Raw genomic sequence first — 15,395 nt, 5'->3', positions numbered from 1 at the left:
ACGGACGATGCAGTTCGCCGAGTTCGCCGCCCGCGCCGCCGAGATAGAAGCCGAGCCAGCGGACCTCGCGGTCGTCTCGCTCCTCTCAGACCTCTTTCGCGACGCCGGCGACGACCTCCCGACGGTCGCCCGCTTCGTCCAGGGTCGCGTCTTCCCCGCGTGGGACTCGACCACGCTCGACATCGGCCCGCGGCTCTGCCACGAGGCTATCGCCCGCGCCGCCGGCCCGAACGTCTCGGCCGACGACGTGGAAGACCGCCTCGCCGACCGCGGCGAAATCGGCGCGGTCGCCGCGAGCTACGACTTCGGCGGCCAGCGCGGCCTCGCCGCCTTCGGCTCGGGCGGACAGGACGGTCTGACCGTCGCCGAAGTCGATTCAGAACTCCGGGCGCTCGCGGCCGCCTCCGGCTCGGGGAGCGAAGAAACGAAGCTCAAGACGCTCTACGGCCTGTTCAATCGGACCGACCCCGACGAGGCGCGCATCCTCGCACGGCTCGTCCTCTCCGAGATGCGCATCGGCGTCGGCGAGGGGGCCGTCCGCGACGCCGTCGCGGAGGCGTTCCTGGTCGACCCCGCGGACGCCGCCGCCATCCGCGACGACGACGCGGACTCGGAGACCGAAGACGCCGCCCGCGACCGCCGGAACGAGGCCGTCGCCGCCGTCGCCCGCGCCCTACAGGTGTCGAACGACTACGGCATGGTCGCCGAACTCGCCCGCGACGAGGGCGAAGCCGGCCTCGACGGGGTTCGCCTCGAAGTCGGTCGCCCCGTGCAGGCGATGCTGGCGCAGGCCGGCACCGCCGCCGACGCGCTCGACGAGTGGGAGACCGCCGCGGTCGAGACCAAGTTCGACGGCGCGCGCGTGCAGGTCCACCGCGACGCCGACGGCGAGGTCTCGCTGTTCTCGCGCAACATGGAGGACGTGACCGGCGCGCTCCCCGAGGTGGTCGAGTTCGTCGCGGACGCGGTCGACGAGCCCGTCATCCTCGACGGCGAGGTGGTGGCGATGGACGACGACGGCGAACCCCTCCCGTTTCAGGAGATTCTTCGGCGCTTTCGCCGCAAGCACGACGTGGGCCGGATGCGCGAGGAGGTCCGCGTCGAACTCCGGGCGTTCGACTGCCTGCACGCCGGCGGCGACGACCTCCTCACCGACCCGCTTTCCGCCCGCCACGACCGACTGACCGCGGTCCTCGGCGGCGACTCGGCGGCCGTCTCGGACCTCCTCCTCTCGGACGACACCGAGGAAATCGCCGCCTACGAGGCCGACGCCCTCGACGCCGGCCACGAGGGCATCATGCTGAAGAACCCCGACGCGCCGTACTCGCCGGGCGACCGCGGGAAGAACTGGCTGAAGCGCAAGCCCGACGTGGAGACGCTGGACCTCGTCGTCACCGGCGCGGAGTGGGGCGAGGGCCGCCGCGCGGAGTTCCTCGGGACGTTCCTGCTTTCGGCCCGCGTCGAAGCCGACTCGGGCGACGACGCCTTCGAGACCATCGGCAAGGTCGCCACGGGCATCACCGACGAGGAGTTGGCCGAGTTGACCGACCTCCTCGAACCCGAAATCGAACGCGAGGAGGGCAAGGAGGTCGACATCCGCCCCTCCGTCGTCTTCGAGGTCGGCTACGAGGAGATTCAGGCGTCGCCGACGTACTCCTCGGGCTACGCGCTCCGGTTCCCGCGGTTCGTCACCGTCCGCGAGGACAAGACCGCCGAGACGGCCGACTCGCTGGAGCGCGTCGAGCGACTGGCCGACTCGCAGTGAGCGACGCCGCCGCGGGGCGCGCCCAAAGAGATATAGTATCTGTGAATCGACACCTTCGGACGGTGGTCCTCCATGAATCTTGACGCCCTCTGGAAGCCGGTCGTCCTCTACACTGGCCTCCTCGGTCTGCTCACGGTCGGCGCGGCGTATCTCGCCACGCACTCGGGATTGTACATACTCGGGTTGACGGGAGCCGGCGTACTCCTCGTCGTACTCGGCGGCGGGGCCGTGGGACAGATGGGCCCAAGTAACGTCGAACACGCGGGCGAGAAGGGCGGGACGAACAGAGTCGTCTCGAACGCGGGGCTGTGGTCGCCCGTGGAGACGGACACCTCGCTCCGCCTCACCCTCCTGTTCTACGGGGCCGGGTTGTTCCTGTGGAGCCTCGTCGTGTTCGGCGTCCTGCGCGACACGCTCGTCTGAGTCGGGGGTCGCGCACCCGCCGCCCGACACTCGTCTCCGTCCGCATCGACCGCCTCGCCCCGAGAGCCGCGCTTTTTACCCCTCGGTTCGAGGTGTCGCGTATGACCATCAAACACGACGGCCTCGACGTGTCGTGGCTCGGCTACGCGACCGTCAGAATCGAGTCGCCCGACGGCTTCGTCGTCTACTTCGACCCCGGCCGCTACGGCGTCCTCGACGACTACTACGCCCGCGACGGCGACCTGATTTTGGTCACGCACAACCACCACTACGACTCCGACGCCATCGAGCAGGTCGCCGACGCCGACGCGACGGTCGTCGCCTTCGAGGGGGTCGACGCCGCGACCATCGACCGCGACGTGGTGCCGGTCGAGGAACTCCCCTACGAGACGGTCCGCGTCGGCGAGGAGGACCACCTGACCGTCGGCGAAGCGGACGTGTGGTCACTCCCGGCGTTCAACGACCCCGACGGCCCGCACCTCCGCGACGGCGACGTGGTCCACCCCCGCGGGTTCGGCTGTGGCTTCCACATCTCAATCGCCGACCGAACCGTCTTCTGGCCCGGCGACTCCGACGTGCTGGCGGGCCACGAACACCTCGAAGTATCGCTGTTCCTCGCCAACATCGGCGGGTCGGTCGTGATGGACCGCCGCGAGGCCGCCGACCTCGCGGAGACGCTCGACCCGGACCTCGTGCTCCCGATTCACTACAACACGATTCCGCTTCTCGAAACCGACCCGGACGCCTTCGTCGTCGACGTGGCGAACCGCGGCATCCCGGTCGTCCTCGACGACCCCGACCAAGTCTGAGACGGCGAAGCGGACAGACGGACCGAACGATTTTGCCTCGGCGGGCCGTCGGTTCGGGTATGGACCTCGACTACGGCATGCTCGGCGGCCGGCGGCCCTACTACCGCTTCGGCGACGCCGACGCCGACCCGCTCGTGGTGCTTCCCGGCCTCTCGGACGCCTTCCAGCGCACCGACCCGAACCGCGCGACCGCGGCGGCGCTCGCCGGCCTGTTCCGCGAGTTCGACGACCGCGACGTGTGGGTGGTCGGCCGACCGCGACACCTCCCGGTCGGGTCGACCACGCGCGACATCGCCGCGGGCTACGCCGGCGTCATCGACGAACAGGACCTCTGGCCGGCGGACGTTATCGGCGTCTCGATGGGCGGCCTCGTCGCCCAGTACCTCGCCGCCGACTACGGCGACTACGTTGACTCGCTGGCGGTCGTCTCCGTCGGGACGCGACTCGGCGGCCACGGCGAGAACGTCGTGACGCGCTGGCGCTCGCTGGCGGGCAAGGGCAACTGGGCAGAAGTCGTCGCCGACGCGGAACGGGAGTCCGCGACCGGCCTCGAAGCGACGGTCGCCCCGGCGCTCATCGAGGCGGCCGGCCGGGTCGTCGACCTCCGACCCGCCGTCCCCGCCGACGCCGTCGTCTCCTGTACGGCCTGTCTCGAACACGACTCCCGGGAGATACTCGGCGACGTCGACGCGCCGACGCTCGTCGCCGCCGGAAAATCGGACCGACTGTTCCCCGAACCGCGGGTTCGGGAACTCAAAGACGGCGTCGCGGACGCGACGCTCGCGCTGTTTTCGGGGGCGGGCCACAGTCTCGCCACGAGCGAGCCGCGAACGCTCAACGGCGTCGTCAGGCGTTACTTCGACGGCTTCAGGGGGAAAGGGCTGTATCCGTAAGCGCGCATCACGAGCCGCGACACCCTCGAACTCCTTCGCGGCAACAGGCTCATACAGCGGGCGGCCGTCGACCCGCCATGCGCGACGCCCTCCGGTCGAGCCCGCTTTTCAGTGTTCGTCGGCTCCTCGTCTGTCTTGCCGCCACGCTCGTCGTCGTGACGACCGACGCGCTGTTGTTTCACATCGAACCCATCCGAACCGCCGCGGAGTTCGCGACCGAAGTGGCGATCCACACCCTCGGCTTCTACGGCGGGTTCACTATCGTGGCACTGTTCAGTCTAACCGAAACGAGCTAGAACACCGGCGACCGGGTGTGACCGGCGTTAGATGATGCCCATCTCGTCGAGGCGCGTCGGCAGGTACTCGTCGGTCACGAAGTCGAGACCGCGGGAGGCCAGCGCCTGCTGTTCGGCCTTCTTGCCGATGTCGAGTTGGAGCTCTATCTGTTCGGTCCAGTAGTCGCCCATGAACCGCGGGTCCTCCAGTTCGGACTGGAGCGCGTTAATGTCGGAATCTGCGAGCGGGTCGGTCGGGAGGTCGTAGTCCACGATGTCCTGCGGCTGGATGCCGACGAACTTCGCCTCGGGCGTGGCGAGATACTCCGAGAGGTGCGCGGACTTGATAGAGCCGTAGGCGACGGAGCCGAAGATGCGGTAGGACCACGGGTCGCCGTCTGTGAACACCACGACCGGCAGGTCGAGTTCGTCGTGCAGGCGTTTCGTGATACGTCGGGTGGCGCGCGCCGGCTGGCCGCCGAGGTGGACGACGAGCGCGTTGTAGTCGTCGTCGAAGCCGTTTTCGACGAGGCGGTCGCGCATACCACCGGTCTCGACGCACATGACGAAGTCGATGTCGTGTTCGAGGAACTCGATGGTGTCGGGGTTGTTCGGAATCTGGTAGCCGCCCTGACCCACGTCCAGTTGGCAGTGAATCTCGCGGTCGCCGCGGTTCGTCTGCTCGCGGATTTTGAGGGGCCCCATGAGCTTCGCGCCGGACTCCTCCGGGCGCATGTGGAAGTCCTCGCGCTTGACTTCGCTGACGATTTCCAAGTCCTCGATGAGCTTGTTGGACTCGTCTTGGTCGGAGAAGTGCGCCTCCTCGTTGTCCCACGACTCGGAGATGTAGTACAGCTCACGCAGGGTGGACGAGCGGTCCTCGTCGAGTTGGCGCGCGAGGAACTCGATGGTGTAGGCGGCCTTCAGGAGCTTTCGCGCCCCCCGAACGCTGTTCGCAGAGCGCTTCGAGGTCCGGTCGCCGTACACCCAGACGTTGGCGTCCTCGTCGTACTCGATGTTGCTTTTCGTCCGCGTTGGGAGCGTCATGTACGGAATCTCCCCCGCGTCGAACTGGTCGTAGAACTCCGCCGCGAGGTCGATGAGACGCTCGCGGGCGCGTTCCTCGGATGTCTGCCGTTCGGATGCCATTATACGTTCACCGTGAGTTTCTCCGTCTCGACGCCGTCGACGTTGATGTCGAACGACGCGTCCTGTGCGACCGAGTACGTGAGCGTCGCCGTGTCACCGGACGACACCTCTGGGTTCCACTTGACGAACCACTCCCCGTCGAGGTCGACGACCGTCGCCTCGCCGTCGAGGCCGGTCGGCTCAGCCGAGACGATGTCCGTGATGTCCGGCGACTCGTTCGTGTTGGAGTGGTTCGTCACCGTGAGCGTCACCTCGCCGTCGTCGACCGCCCGCTCGACGGTCAGGTTGTTCATGATGCGGCCGAGCGCGCCGTCGATGTTCGGCTCGGGTCGGCCGGTGACCTCCGAGAGCTTCGTCGCCATCTGCGGGAGGATGCGACCGAGCACGTCCTGTTTCTCGCGGCGCTTCTGGAGCGACCGCCGCTTCGAGAGGTAGGACTTGAGGTCGCGGGCCGCCTCGCGGATGGCGAGTTCGACCTCGTCTTGAATCGCCGGCACGTCCGCGAGCGCGTCCTTCGACTCGCTCGTGAAGGGGACGTTCGTGGAGGCGACGTGGACCATGAGGACCGCGGGGCCGTTCGGCATACCGCTACCGCCCGGCTGGTCGAGGCCGTAGTTCCGCCAGCCGATGTCCTTGACGACGTGGGTGATGGTACACGCGCCCTGCTGGTAGACGAGAGGCACGCGGTTGGCGAAGCGGAGCAGGTCGATTTTCCCCTCGGACTTCAGTTCGCCGCCGTAGGCGATACCGGCCTCGACGATGAACGGGTCGCCGCCGTGGACCTCGGCGTCGCGGGTCGCCGCGGCGTAGAAGTCGGCGTCGAACTCCTTTCTCAGGCCGGCCTCGACGAGTTCCGCCGAGATGGGAGACAGACAGTCCGTCGGCGGCGCGAGGATGTCCGTCTCGCGCATCGCGTCGAGCAGGTCGCGGGCCACGTCGCGGTCGTCGGCGACCTCGCGGACCTTCGGCACGTCGTCGGAGACGGTGCGCATCCGCGACCAGACGGCGTCGGCGATGTTCTCTTGGGCCGTCTCACCGTACGTCTCGTCCTCGCGTTCTTTCGTTCGCTCGGCCGCCCACGCGACGAACTCGGCCACGTCGTCGCGGGTGGCGCGGTCGGCCGGGCCGGTCGTCTCGGCGAACTGGGTGGCGATGGAGCGCGCCATCGACAGCTTGCCGGCGTCGTCTTTCTGCGTGGTCGTCACGTCGTCGACGATGGCGTACACGTCGCCCTCGCGGTCGTCGGTGAGAACGGGCCACAGCGCCTCGACGACGTTCTCGCGGACCGTCTCGCCGAACGAAGTGTCGGTCTCCTCGCCGACCGTCTCGGCGACGTTTTCGACGATGGTGACGAGTTCGCCGTGGGCGATTCGGTCCTTGCCGACGACGATATCGACCAGTTCCTCGGCGAACGCCGCGGTCGCATCCCTACCCTTGTTGGCGACGGCGTCCTCGACGACGGCGACGAGGTCGGCCGCCTCGGTCGCGTCGGGCGTCCGCCACGTCATCTCGCGGCCGAAGTGCCGGTCGCGGAAGGCGTCGTGAACCTTGTCGGAGGTCTTCGCGCCGACGCGGGTGAACTCCTCTTGGAGGAAACCGGAGACGGAGTACGACTCGGTCGCCGAGAGCATCTTCAGGAGCGTCCCGAGTTCGACGCCGTGGGGGTGGGGGCGAATCTCCTTGGTCTGCTTCGGAAGCTGGTCGGTCGCCCGCTCGAACTTCATCGGCTCGTCGAGGCCGGGTTCCCGGAGTTCGAGTCGGGCGTGGGGGTTGACGACCGCCGTATGGAGGATGTAGTCGTGAAGCTGTTGGCGGGCGCGCATGTTGGCTTCCATCTCCAACTCGATGCGCGTGCCGTGGGGGCGGTCCCACGAGGTGGTCTTCTCGGTGCGAATCTCGGGTTCGTTCTGGTCCGTGTTGATGACGAGTTCGAAGTACTCGGCGTCCTCCGAGCCCTGCGTCCGGCTCGTCACCTTGGCGGGCTTCCCGCTCGTCAACTGCGAGTAGAGGACCGCCGCGGAGATACCGATACCCTGCTGGCCGCGGGACTGTTCGCGCGCGTGGAAGCGAGAGCCGTAGAGGAGCTTCCCGAACACTTTGGGCACCTGTTCTTTCGTGATGCCCGGCCCGTTGTCCTCGATGACGAGGCGGTAGTAGTCGCCCGCCTCGGCGATTTCCACGTAGATGTCGGGCTGGATGCCCGCCTCCTCCGTGGCGTCGAGCGCGTTGTCCACCGCCTCCTTGACGGCGGTGACCAACCCGCGGGCTCCGCTGTCGAAGCCCAACATGTGCTTGTTCTTCTCGAAGAACTCGGCGATGGAGATCTCCCGCTGGCCCTTCGCCAGCTCCTCTGCGATCCCCGGCTCGTCACCGAGTGTCGACTGGAACGAGGTCATTTCCTGATGCGCATCTACCCAGTCCCGCGTTAAGTACTCACCGGCAACGGAGTGAAAGTGAAATCCCGACATTGACGCGCTTCGAGGGCCGTTCGCAACCGAACGCCGAATCGTGTTATACAGAGCCACCCACGAAACGAGAGTCGACCAGTCGGAATTTCCGGGCGGGGACTTCAGTAGCTAGTCGGAATCGCCGGACGCGGAAACCGCTACGCGGGACTCCAGTAAGTAGTTCGCGCCCGCGCGTGCGAGCCTTTAAGGGACGGGCTATCCTAGGCCTGTTCAGATGTCTCAGGATAACGAGTACGGGGCCGGACAGATTCAGGTCCTCGAAGGGCTCGAAGCCGTTCGAAAGCGTCCGGCGATGTACATCGGGTCCACCGATTCTCGCGGACTCCACCACCTCGTCTACGAAGTCGTCGACAACTCCATCGACGAGGCGCTCGCGGGTCACTGCGACGCCATCGAGGTCGCCCTCCACGAGGACGGCTCTGTCAGCGTCACCGACAACGGCCGCGGGATTCCGGTAGATACGCACGAACAGTACGACCGACCCGCGCTGGAGGTCATCATGACCGTCCTCCACGCCGGCGGGAAGTTCGACAACAAGTCCTACCAGGTATCGGGCGGCCTCCACGGCGTCGGCGTCTCCGTCGTCAACGCGCTGTCGAGCGAGCTCGAAGTCGAGGTCAAACGCGACGGCGCGGTGTGGACACACCGCTTCGAGTTCGGCGAGCCGCAGGTCGACCAGTTCGAGCGCGTCCGCGACCTCGAACCGGGTGAAGACACCGGGACGACCATCCGATTCTGGCCGGACGACGGTATCTTCGAGACGACCGAGTTCGACTTCAAGACGCTCGAAAACCGCCTGCGCGAGCTCGCCTTTCTCAACTCCGGCGTCGAGATTTCGCTCACGGACGAGCGGACCGACGAGTCGAGTTCGTTCCGCTTCGAGGGCGGCATCCGCGAGTTCGTCGAGTACCTCAACGAGACCAAGACGGCCCTTCACGACGACATCATCTACTACGACGACGAGTCGGAGGGCATCGAGGTCGAAATCGCCATGCAGGCGACCGACGAGCTACAGGGGTCGATTCACGCCTTCGCCAACAACATCAACACGCGCGAGGGCGGCACGCATCTGACCGGGTTCAAGACGGCGCTCACCCGCGTCGTCAACGACTACGCGAACACCCACGACATGCTGGACGACCTCGACGGGGACAACCTCCGCGGCGAGGACGTCCGCGAGGGTCTCACCGCCGTCATCTCCGTCAAGCACCCCGACCCGCAGTTCGAGGGCCAGACGAAGACGAAGCTCGGGAACTCCGAGGTCCGCGGCATCGTCGAGAGCGTCACCCACCAACAGCTCGGGACGTTCTTCGAGGAGAACCCGGACACGGCGACGGCCATCATCTCGAAGGCCGTCGAGGCCGCCCGCGCCCGCAAGGCCGCAAAGCAGGCCGAGGAGCTCACCCGCCGCAAGTCCGCGCTCGAATCCACCTCGCTCCCGGGGAAGCTCGCGGACTGTCAGAGCCGCGACCCCTCTAAGTCCGAACTGTTCATCGTGGAGGGCGACTCCGCGGGCGGCTCGGCGAAGCAGGGCCGCGACCGCAAGTTCCAGGCGATTTTGCCCCTCAAGGGGAAGATTCTGAACGTCGAGAAACACCGCCTCGACCGCATCCTCGAAAACGACGAGATACGGGCGCTCATCACCGCCATCGGCGGCGGCGTCGGCGACGAGTTCGACATCGAGAAGGCGCGCTACCAGCGGCTCATCCTGATGACCGACGCCGACGTCGACGGCGCGCACATCCGGACGCTCCTCCTCACGCTCCTGTACCGCCACATGCGCCCGCTCATCGAGGCCGGCTACGTGTACGCGGCCCAACCGCCGCTGTACCGCGTCCGCTACCGCGGCAACACCTACGACGCGATGGACGAGGCCGAGCGAGACCGCATCATCGAGGAGGAATGCAACGGCAACCCCACGCAGGTCCAGCGGTTCAAGGGGCTCGGCGAGATGAACCCCGACCAGCTGTGGGACACGACGATGAACCCCGAAAACCGCGTCCTCAAGCGCATCACCGTCGAGGACGCCGCCGCCGCCGACCGGATGTTCAACATCCTGATGGGCGACGCCGTCGGGCCGCGAAAGCAGTTCATCAAGGACCACGCGAACGACGCCGAATGGGTAGACATCTAATATGAGTTCTGACGCACCAGATTCTTTCGAACCGGGCGCGGGTATCGCGGCCGAGGTCAAGAACGCGCGCATCGAAGACGAGATGGAGCAGTCGTACATCGACTACGCGATGTCGGTCATCGCGGGTCGGGCGTTGCCCGACGTTCGCGACGGCCTGAAGCCGGTCCACCGGCGCATCCTGTATGCGATGCATCAGGCAGGCGTGACCTCCAACTCGTCGCACCGCAAGTCCTCGTCCATCGTGGGCGAGACGATGGGTGACTACCACCCCCACGGCGACTCCGCCATCTACGACACCCTCGCGCGCATGGCGCAGGACTTCTCCATGCGCTACCCGCTCGTCGACGGGCAGGGTAACTTCGGCTCCGTCGACGGCGACCCGCCGGCCGCGATGCGCTACACGGAAGCGCGGATGTCCCCCATCGCCGAGGAACTCCTCGACGACATCGACAAGGACACCGTCGACTTCCAGTCGAACTACGACGACCGCAAGCAGGAGCCGACCGTGCTCCCGTCGTCGTTCCCGAACCTGCTCGTCAACGGGTCGTCCGGCATCGCGGTCGGGATGTCCACGAACATCCCGCCGCACAACCTCGGCGAGGTCATCGACGCCACAGTCGAGCTCATCGAGAACCCCGAGGCGACCATCCCGGACCTGATGGAACACATAAAGGGCCCCGACTTCCCGACCGGCGCGAACATCGTCGGCCGCAACGCGGTCCACAAGGCGTACAAGACGGGCCGCGGCCGCGTCCGCGTCCGCGCCGACTACGACGTGTTCGAAGAGGAGGGGCGCATCGTCATCAACGAACTCCCGTATCAGGAGAACAAGGCCCGCCTCATCGAGCGCATCGCCGACGACGTGAACGAGGGCAAAATCGAGGGCATCCGCGACATCCGCGACGAGTCCGACCGCGACGGCATCCGCGTCGTCATCGAGCTCAAGCGCGGCGCGATGGCCGAGGTCGTCAAGAACCAGCTTCTCGACAACCACCTCGAATCCACGTTCGGCGTCATCAACCTCGCGCTCGTCGACGGCCAGCCGCAGGTGCTGACGCTCAAGGAGACGCTCGAACACTACCTCGACCACCGCCGCGACGTGGTCCGCCGGCGCTCCGAGTACGAACTCGCCGAGGCCGAAGACCGCGCGCACATCCTCGAAGGCCGCCTGAAGGCCCTCGACAACATCGACGACGTGGTCGAGACCATCCGGCACTCCGAGAGCCGAGACGACGCGAAGGCCGCGCTCCGCGGCGAGGTCGAAGTCGAAGTCGAAGGTGAACCCCTGCCGACGTTCGACTTCTCCGAAGAGCAGGCGAACCACATCGTCTCGATGCAACTCGGTTCGCTCACCTCGATGGAGGCGGCCGAAATCGAAGACGAGTACGAGGACGTACAGGCGACCATCGAGCGCCTCGAAACCATCCTCGGCGACCGGTCGGAACTCGACGCGGTCATCGAGTCCGAACTGCTCGACATCAAAGACGAGTACGCCGACGACCGGCGGACCTCGTTCGTCGCCAACACCGGCGAGGTCACCCGCGCCGACCTCATCCCCGAGGAGGACGTGGTCGTCGTCGTCAGCGAGGACGACTACATAAAGCGCATGCCGGTGTCTCGGTTCCGCGCCCAGCACCGCGGCGGCAAGGGCATCATCGGCACCGACCTCAAGGAGGGAGACAACGTCTCGTCGGTGTTCGTCACGAACACCCACGACGACCTGCTGTGTTTCACCAACCACGGACAGGTCTACCAGCTCAAGGCCTACCAGGTGCCCGAGATGTCGCGGACCGCCCGCGGGAAGTCGGCGGTCAACCTCCTCGACTTCGACGACGGCGAGGAGATTACGGCCGTCGTCAACTGCGACGACCTCGAAGATATCGAGGGCTACCTGACGATGGTGACGCAGAACGGCTACATCAAGCGGACCGGCACCGACCGGTTCCAGAACATCCTCTCGACGGGCATCATCGCCACCAAACTCGACGAGGGCGACGAACTCGTCGACGTGGAGGTCACCGACGGCGAAAGCGACCTCGTCATCGGCACCGAACAGGGGATGTCCATCCGCTTCGACGAGGACGAGGTGCGCGCGATGGGCCGGTCGGCCCGCGGCGTCCGCGGCGTCAAACTGACCGGCGACGACGTGGTCGCCGGCGTGGCCGCCATCGACGAGGCCCACCACAGTTGGGTGCTCACCGTCACCGAGAACGGCTACGGGAAGCGCACGGACCTCGACGCATACCGCAAGCAGTCCCGAAACGGCAAGGGGCTCATCGACATCAAGACCAACGAGCGGAACGGTCCGGTCTGCGCCATCAACACCGTCGGCGAGGGCGACCACCTCGTCGTCATGTCCGACGAGGGCCAGATTCTCCGGACGCCCGTCGAGGACATCTCGACGGTCGGCCGCAACACGATGGGCGTCATCGTGATGGACCTCGACGAGGGCGACGACGTCGCCTCCGTCGACGTGATTCCGGCCGCGATGACGACCGAGGCCGAGGAACTCGACGACGTGGAAGGCGACGCGGACGCCGACGCGGACGACGAGTAAGTCGGCTCTCCCCGACGACGGTTTTCTTTTGCTGACCCCGCCGCAGAGCCGCGGCTCCGGCCATCGCTCCCCGAAGGCATTTACCGCGGCCGAGGGGTCGTCACGGTATGAGAATGCGACCGCGGTCGAGAATCGTCGCCGTCTCGGCGCTCGCCTTCGTCGTCGTTCTCGGCGGCCAGACCGCGCTTCGGGTGTGGAACCTCGAACCGCCGACGCACGTGCAGTCGCTCGTCGTCGACGCGGGCGCGGTGCTCGTCGTCGCCGGCGTCGCGTCTCACGTCGCCCGAGGCGAGCGCGTCGGTGAACGGGCCGGCGAGGGTATCGTGCTCGCCTTCGGTCCGTGTTTCGCGTTCGCGGTCAACCTGTTCGCCCCGGTATCGACGATGGAGTCGCCGCTGTGGCTCGGGTATCCGCTCGTCGCCGGCGCGGTGCTTTCACTCGCGCTCGGCGGTCTCGGAACGGGTGTCGGGTACGTCGTTCGAGTCGTGAGAGCGAGAAAAACCAGCGACAGCGCGTCGTAGCTCCTATTTCTCCACGTCCGACGGCTCTCTCGTCAGGTCGTACGTGTAGTGTCGCGGCTTGCGGTCCCGGAGCCAGTCGCGGAGCGGTTCGACCCGCGGCCGGTAGGTGAGCGTCGACCCGAGGGCGGTCAGCGGGAGGAACTTCGCCGCCTCGATTTCGTCGTCGGGGTCGCTCGGCGACGGCGTCGGGTCGTCGGCGACGGGCGTCGCGTGGTAGAACCGCTGGAGATAGATGCGGTGGTCCGGGGCGCGAATCTCGCTCGTGAACGCGAGCGACTGGATTTCGACTTCGACGCCGGTCTCCTCTGCGGCCTCGCGGGCGGCGGTCTCGAAGAAGAACTCGCCGGGCTCTGAGCCGCCTTTCGGCAGTCCCCAGCGGTCCTTCTCGTAGACCGCGAGCACGGAGTTCTCCTGTAGGACGACGACGCCGGCGGCCAAGTCGTGCGGGGCGGGGGCTTCTCTCGGCGTCGACATCAGAGGATGCGCTTGCCGAAGGCGCTTGCGGCGAGTTCGGTCGCGAGCGTCGCGGTCTCGTTGTGCTGGTCGAGGATGGGGTTGACCTCCACGAGTTCGAACGAGCGCATGGCCTCCGAGCGGGCGACGAGTTCCATCGCCGCGTGAGCCTCTCGATAGGTCACGCCGCCGCGGACGGGCGTCCCGACGCCGGGGGCCTCGCGGGGGTCGAGCCAGTCGAGGTCGAGGCTGACGTGGACGCCGTCGGTGCCGGCGGTCGCCACGTCGAGGGCGTCGTTCGTCACCTCGGTGACGCCGCGCTCGTCGATGTCGGACATCGTGTAGACCGTCACGTCGCTGTCGCGAATCGCCTCGGCCTCGGCCCCATCGACGGAGCGCAGACCGACGATAGCGACGTTTTCTTCTTTCAGGCCGGCGGCGTTCGCCCACTCGACGCCCTCGAAGTCGCCGATACCGAGCGCGGCGGCCAGCGGCATGCCGTGGACGTTGCCGGACGGCGAGGTGCTCGGCGTGTTGAAGTCGCCGTGGGCGTCGAACCAGACGACGCCGATATCGGCGTTGCGGGCGCTCCCGACCAGCGAACCGATGGCGATAGAGTGGTCGCCGCCGAGCGCCAGCGGAGTCGTTCCCTCGGCGAGCGCGGTCGAGACCGCGTCGGCGAGGCTCGTCGTCACCTCTTCGACCTCTTGGACGTGCTTCGCGTTCGCCGGCCCGGCGTCCGCGTCCCGCGTCGCGTGGTGCGGGACCGCGAGGTCGCCAGCGTCCGTCGGCGAGACGCCCGCGGACTCGAGTTGCCCCGCGAGCCCGGCGTATCGAATCGCGGAGGGACCCATGTCCACCCCGCGTCGATTGGCACCGTAGTCCGTCGGTGCACCCAGAATTCTGACGTTCCGTTCCATAGATGACCCACTCGTTCGGGGCGTTTAGTGGCATCGGAAAAACACCCTTATTGATAATTTCCGCCGTCGCGTCGTCGGGCGGACCCGCGTGGCCGAACGAGAGGGCTACTCGTAGAGATACGGTTCGCAGACGCGCCGGACGCCCTCCTCGAAGGAAATCTGCGGTTCCCAGCCGGTCGCCTCGCGCATCTTCGTGCAGTCGGCTTTCGTGTCGTGGACGTACACGTCGAGGGGGTTTTCGACGTAGACGGGGTCGACGTCGGTACCGAGGGTCTCGTTTATCATGCCGACCATCTCGTTGAACGAGTAGCTCTCGCCCGTACCGAGGTTGTAGATGCCCTGAAGCCGGTGGTCGGCGGCGAGTTCGATGCCGCGGACGATGTCGTCGACGTGGGTAAAATCGCGCGTCTGGGTGCCGTCGCCGAACAGTTCGGGCGACTCACCGGCCGCGATTTCGTCGGCGAACTGCGCGACCGTATTCGCGAATTCGCCTTTGTGTGCTTCCGCGCCGCCAAAGCCCTGATACACCGAGAAAAAGCGGAGTCCGGCCGTTCGCATGTCGTAGTGGTGGTGGAAGTACTCCGCGTAACGCTCGCGGGCGAGTTTCGACGCCTCGTAGCCCGTGCGCGCCTCGACGGGCATGTCCTCCGGTGAGGGCTCCGTCCGAGAGCCGTAGATAGAAGAGGTGGAGGCGTAGACGACGGTGTCACAGCCGTCCTTCCGCGCCTGTTCGACCGTGTTGACGAAGCCTTCGACGTTGACCCGAGCGCCCTTCGTCGGGTTCTCCTCGTGCATCTTGTACGACGACAGCGCCGCCAGATGGAACACGACGTCGACGCCCTCGGTCGGGAGGTCGTCGTCGAGGACCGTCGTATCGTGGAATTCGACCGCGTCGTCGAGATTCTCGGGCGTTCCGAGATAGAGGTCGTCGACCGCGACGACCTCGTTGTCGTCGGCGAGGTGGTTCGCCAGATTCGAGCCGATGAAGCCGGCACCGCCGGTGACGAGGACTCGTTTCCCGTTCATGC

The 15,395-nt window shown here is 66.9% G+C and carries 13 protein-coding genes; 8 read left to right on the top strand and 5 right to left on the bottom strand.

Annotated features, from left to right (window positions below; translation table 11 throughout):
• Nucleotides 1-7 precede the first annotated feature (7 nt).
• The 5 genes from ligA (at nt 8) to IEV64_RS09150 (ending at nt 4,186) form a co-directional block, all read left to right on the top strand.
• Entirely contained in the window at nt 8-1,765 is a 1,758-nt protein-coding gene (gene ligA / locus IEV64_RS09170) for an ATP-dependent DNA ligase LigA (protein WP_188423716.1), read from the top strand.
• 72 nt (nt 1,766-1,837) lie between these two features.
• Entirely contained in the window at nt 1,838-2,188 is a 351-nt protein-coding gene (locus tag IEV64_RS09165) for a DUF8070 family membrane protein (protein WP_188423715.1), read from the top strand.
• A 101-nt stretch (nt 2,189-2,289) separates the two neighbouring features.
• Complete coding sequence (locus tag IEV64_RS09160) at nt 2,290-2,997, top strand: MBL fold metallo-hydrolase (protein WP_007273642.1); 708 nt, start codon at nt 2,290-2,292, stop codon at nt 2,995-2,997.
• Nucleotides 2,998-3,056: 59 nt separating this feature from the next.
• Nucleotides 3,057-3,890: an alpha/beta fold hydrolase gene (locus IEV64_RS09155; protein WP_188423714.1), complete on the top strand. Its 834-nt coding sequence runs from the start codon at nt 3,057-3,059 to the stop codon at nt 3,888-3,890.
• 77 nt (nt 3,891-3,967) lie between these two features.
• Nucleotides 3,968-4,186, top strand: a complete 219-nt coding sequence (locus IEV64_RS09150) for a hypothetical protein (protein WP_007273640.1) — start codon at nt 3,968-3,970, stop codon at nt 4,184-4,186.
• Nucleotides 4,187-4,213: 27 nt separating this feature from the next.
• Here IEV64_RS09150 and IEV64_RS09145 read toward each other — a convergent pair whose 3' ends face one another.
• Nucleotides 4,214-5,314 (bottom strand): DNA topoisomerase IV subunit A, encoded by a 1,101-nt coding sequence (locus IEV64_RS09145; protein ID WP_007273639.1) that lies wholly within the window; start codon nt 5,312-5,314, stop codon nt 4,214-4,216.
• Nucleotides 5,314-7,710, bottom strand: coding sequence for a DNA topoisomerase VI subunit B (locus IEV64_RS09140; RefSeq protein WP_007273638.1), 2,397 nt, complete (start codon nt 7,708-7,710; stop codon nt 5,314-5,316). The genes IEV64_RS09145 and IEV64_RS09140 overlap by 1 nt, the downstream gene beginning before the upstream one ends.
• A gap of 286 nt (nt 7,711-7,996) precedes the next feature.
• Between IEV64_RS09140 and gyrB the strand changes: the two genes are divergently transcribed.
• From gyrB to IEV64_RS09125, 3 genes are all read left to right on the top strand, one after another.
• Entirely contained in the window at nt 7,997-9,916 is a 1,920-nt protein-coding gene (gyrB, locus tag IEV64_RS09135) for a DNA topoisomerase (ATP-hydrolyzing) subunit B (RefSeq protein WP_007273637.1), read from the top strand.
• A 1-nt stretch (nt 9,917) separates the two neighbouring features.
• A complete protein-coding gene (gyrA, locus tag IEV64_RS09130; RefSeq protein ID WP_188423713.1) occupies nt 9,918-12,473 on the top strand; it encodes a DNA gyrase subunit A in 2,556 nt (851 codons plus the stop codon).
• 107 nt (nt 12,474-12,580) lie between these two features.
• On the top strand, nt 12,581-12,994 hold the full coding sequence (locus tag IEV64_RS09125) for a hypothetical protein (RefSeq protein ID WP_188423712.1): 414 nt from the start codon (nt 12,581-12,583) through the stop codon (nt 12,992-12,994).
• A gap of 3 nt (nt 12,995-12,997) precedes the next feature.
• Here the strand turns inward: IEV64_RS09125 and IEV64_RS09120 are convergent, their stop codons facing one another.
• The 3 genes from IEV64_RS09120 to IEV64_RS09110 form a co-directional block, all read right to left on the bottom strand.
• Nucleotides 12,998-13,468: an NUDIX domain-containing protein gene (locus tag IEV64_RS09120; protein WP_004976857.1), complete on the bottom strand. Its 471-nt coding sequence runs from the start codon at nt 13,466-13,468 to the stop codon at nt 12,998-13,000.
• Nucleotides 13,468-14,367, bottom strand: coding sequence for an arginase (gene rocF / locus IEV64_RS09115; RefSeq protein ID WP_188423711.1), 900 nt, complete (start codon nt 14,365-14,367; stop codon nt 13,468-13,470). Before rocF ends, IEV64_RS09120 begins: the two co-directional genes overlap by 1 nt.
• 105 nt (nt 14,368-14,472) lie before the next feature.
• Nucleotides 14,473-15,393 carry an NAD-dependent epimerase/dehydratase family protein gene (locus tag IEV64_RS09110; RefSeq protein ID WP_188423710.1) on the bottom strand — a complete coding sequence of 307 codons (921 nt, stop codon included), beginning with the start codon at nt 15,391-15,393 and terminating at the stop codon, nt 14,473-14,475.
• Nucleotides 15,394-15,395 lie beyond the last annotated feature (2 nt).

The sequence above is a fragment of the Haloferax sulfurifontis genome (assembly GCF_014635105.1).
GTDB lineage: Archaea > Halobacteriota > Halobacteria > Halobacteriales > Haloferacaceae > Haloferax > Haloferax denitrificans.
Note: the sequence above shows the minus strand (reverse complement) of the source record. Positions and strands in the feature narration are given on the sequence as shown.

What these genes read in the sequence shown, in the direction of transcription:
- gyrB (WP_007273637.1), top strand. Translation starts at nt 7,997, where the DNA reads ATGTCTCAGGATAACGAGTACGGGGCCGGACAGATTCAGGTCCTCGAA.
- IEV64_RS09140 (WP_007273638.1), bottom strand. Translation starts at nt 7,710, where the DNA reads ATGACCTCGTTCCAGTCGACACTCGGTGACGAGCCGGGGATCGCAGAG.
- IEV64_RS09125 (WP_188423712.1), top strand. Translation starts at nt 12,581, where the DNA reads ATGAGAATGCGACCGCGGTCGAGAATCGTCGCCGTCTCGGCGCTCGCC.
- ligA (WP_188423716.1), top strand. Translation starts at nt 8, where the DNA reads ATGCAGTTCGCCGAGTTCGCCGCCCGCGCCGCCGAGATAGAAGCCGAG.
- IEV64_RS09120 (WP_004976857.1), bottom strand. Translation starts at nt 13,468, where the DNA reads ATGTCGACGCCGAGAGAAGCCCCCGCCCCGCACGACTTGGCCGCCGGC.
- IEV64_RS09145 (WP_007273639.1), bottom strand. Translation starts at nt 5,314, where the DNA reads ATGGCATCCGAACGGCAGACATCCGAGGAACGCGCCCGCGAGCGTCTC.
- IEV64_RS09150 (WP_007273640.1), top strand. Translation starts at nt 3,968, where the DNA reads ATGCGCGACGCCCTCCGGTCGAGCCCGCTTTTCAGTGTTCGTCGGCTC.
- IEV64_RS09165 (WP_188423715.1), top strand. Translation starts at nt 1,838, where the DNA reads ATGAATCTTGACGCCCTCTGGAAGCCGGTCGTCCTCTACACTGGCCTC.
- IEV64_RS09155 (WP_188423714.1), top strand. Translation starts at nt 3,057, where the DNA reads ATGGACCTCGACTACGGCATGCTCGGCGGCCGGCGGCCCTACTACCGC.
- gyrA (WP_188423713.1), top strand. Translation starts at nt 9,918, where the DNA reads ATGAGTTCTGACGCACCAGATTCTTTCGAACCGGGCGCGGGTATCGCG.
- rocF (WP_188423711.1), bottom strand. Translation starts at nt 14,367, where the DNA reads ATGGAACGGAACGTCAGAATTCTGGGTGCACCGACGGACTACGGTGCC.
- IEV64_RS09110 (WP_188423710.1), bottom strand. Translation starts at nt 15,393, where the DNA reads ATGAACGGGAAACGAGTCCTCGTCACCGGCGGTGCCGGCTTCATCGGC.
- IEV64_RS09160 (WP_007273642.1), top strand. Translation starts at nt 2,290, where the DNA reads ATGACCATCAAACACGACGGCCTCGACGTGTCGTGGCTCGGCTACGCG.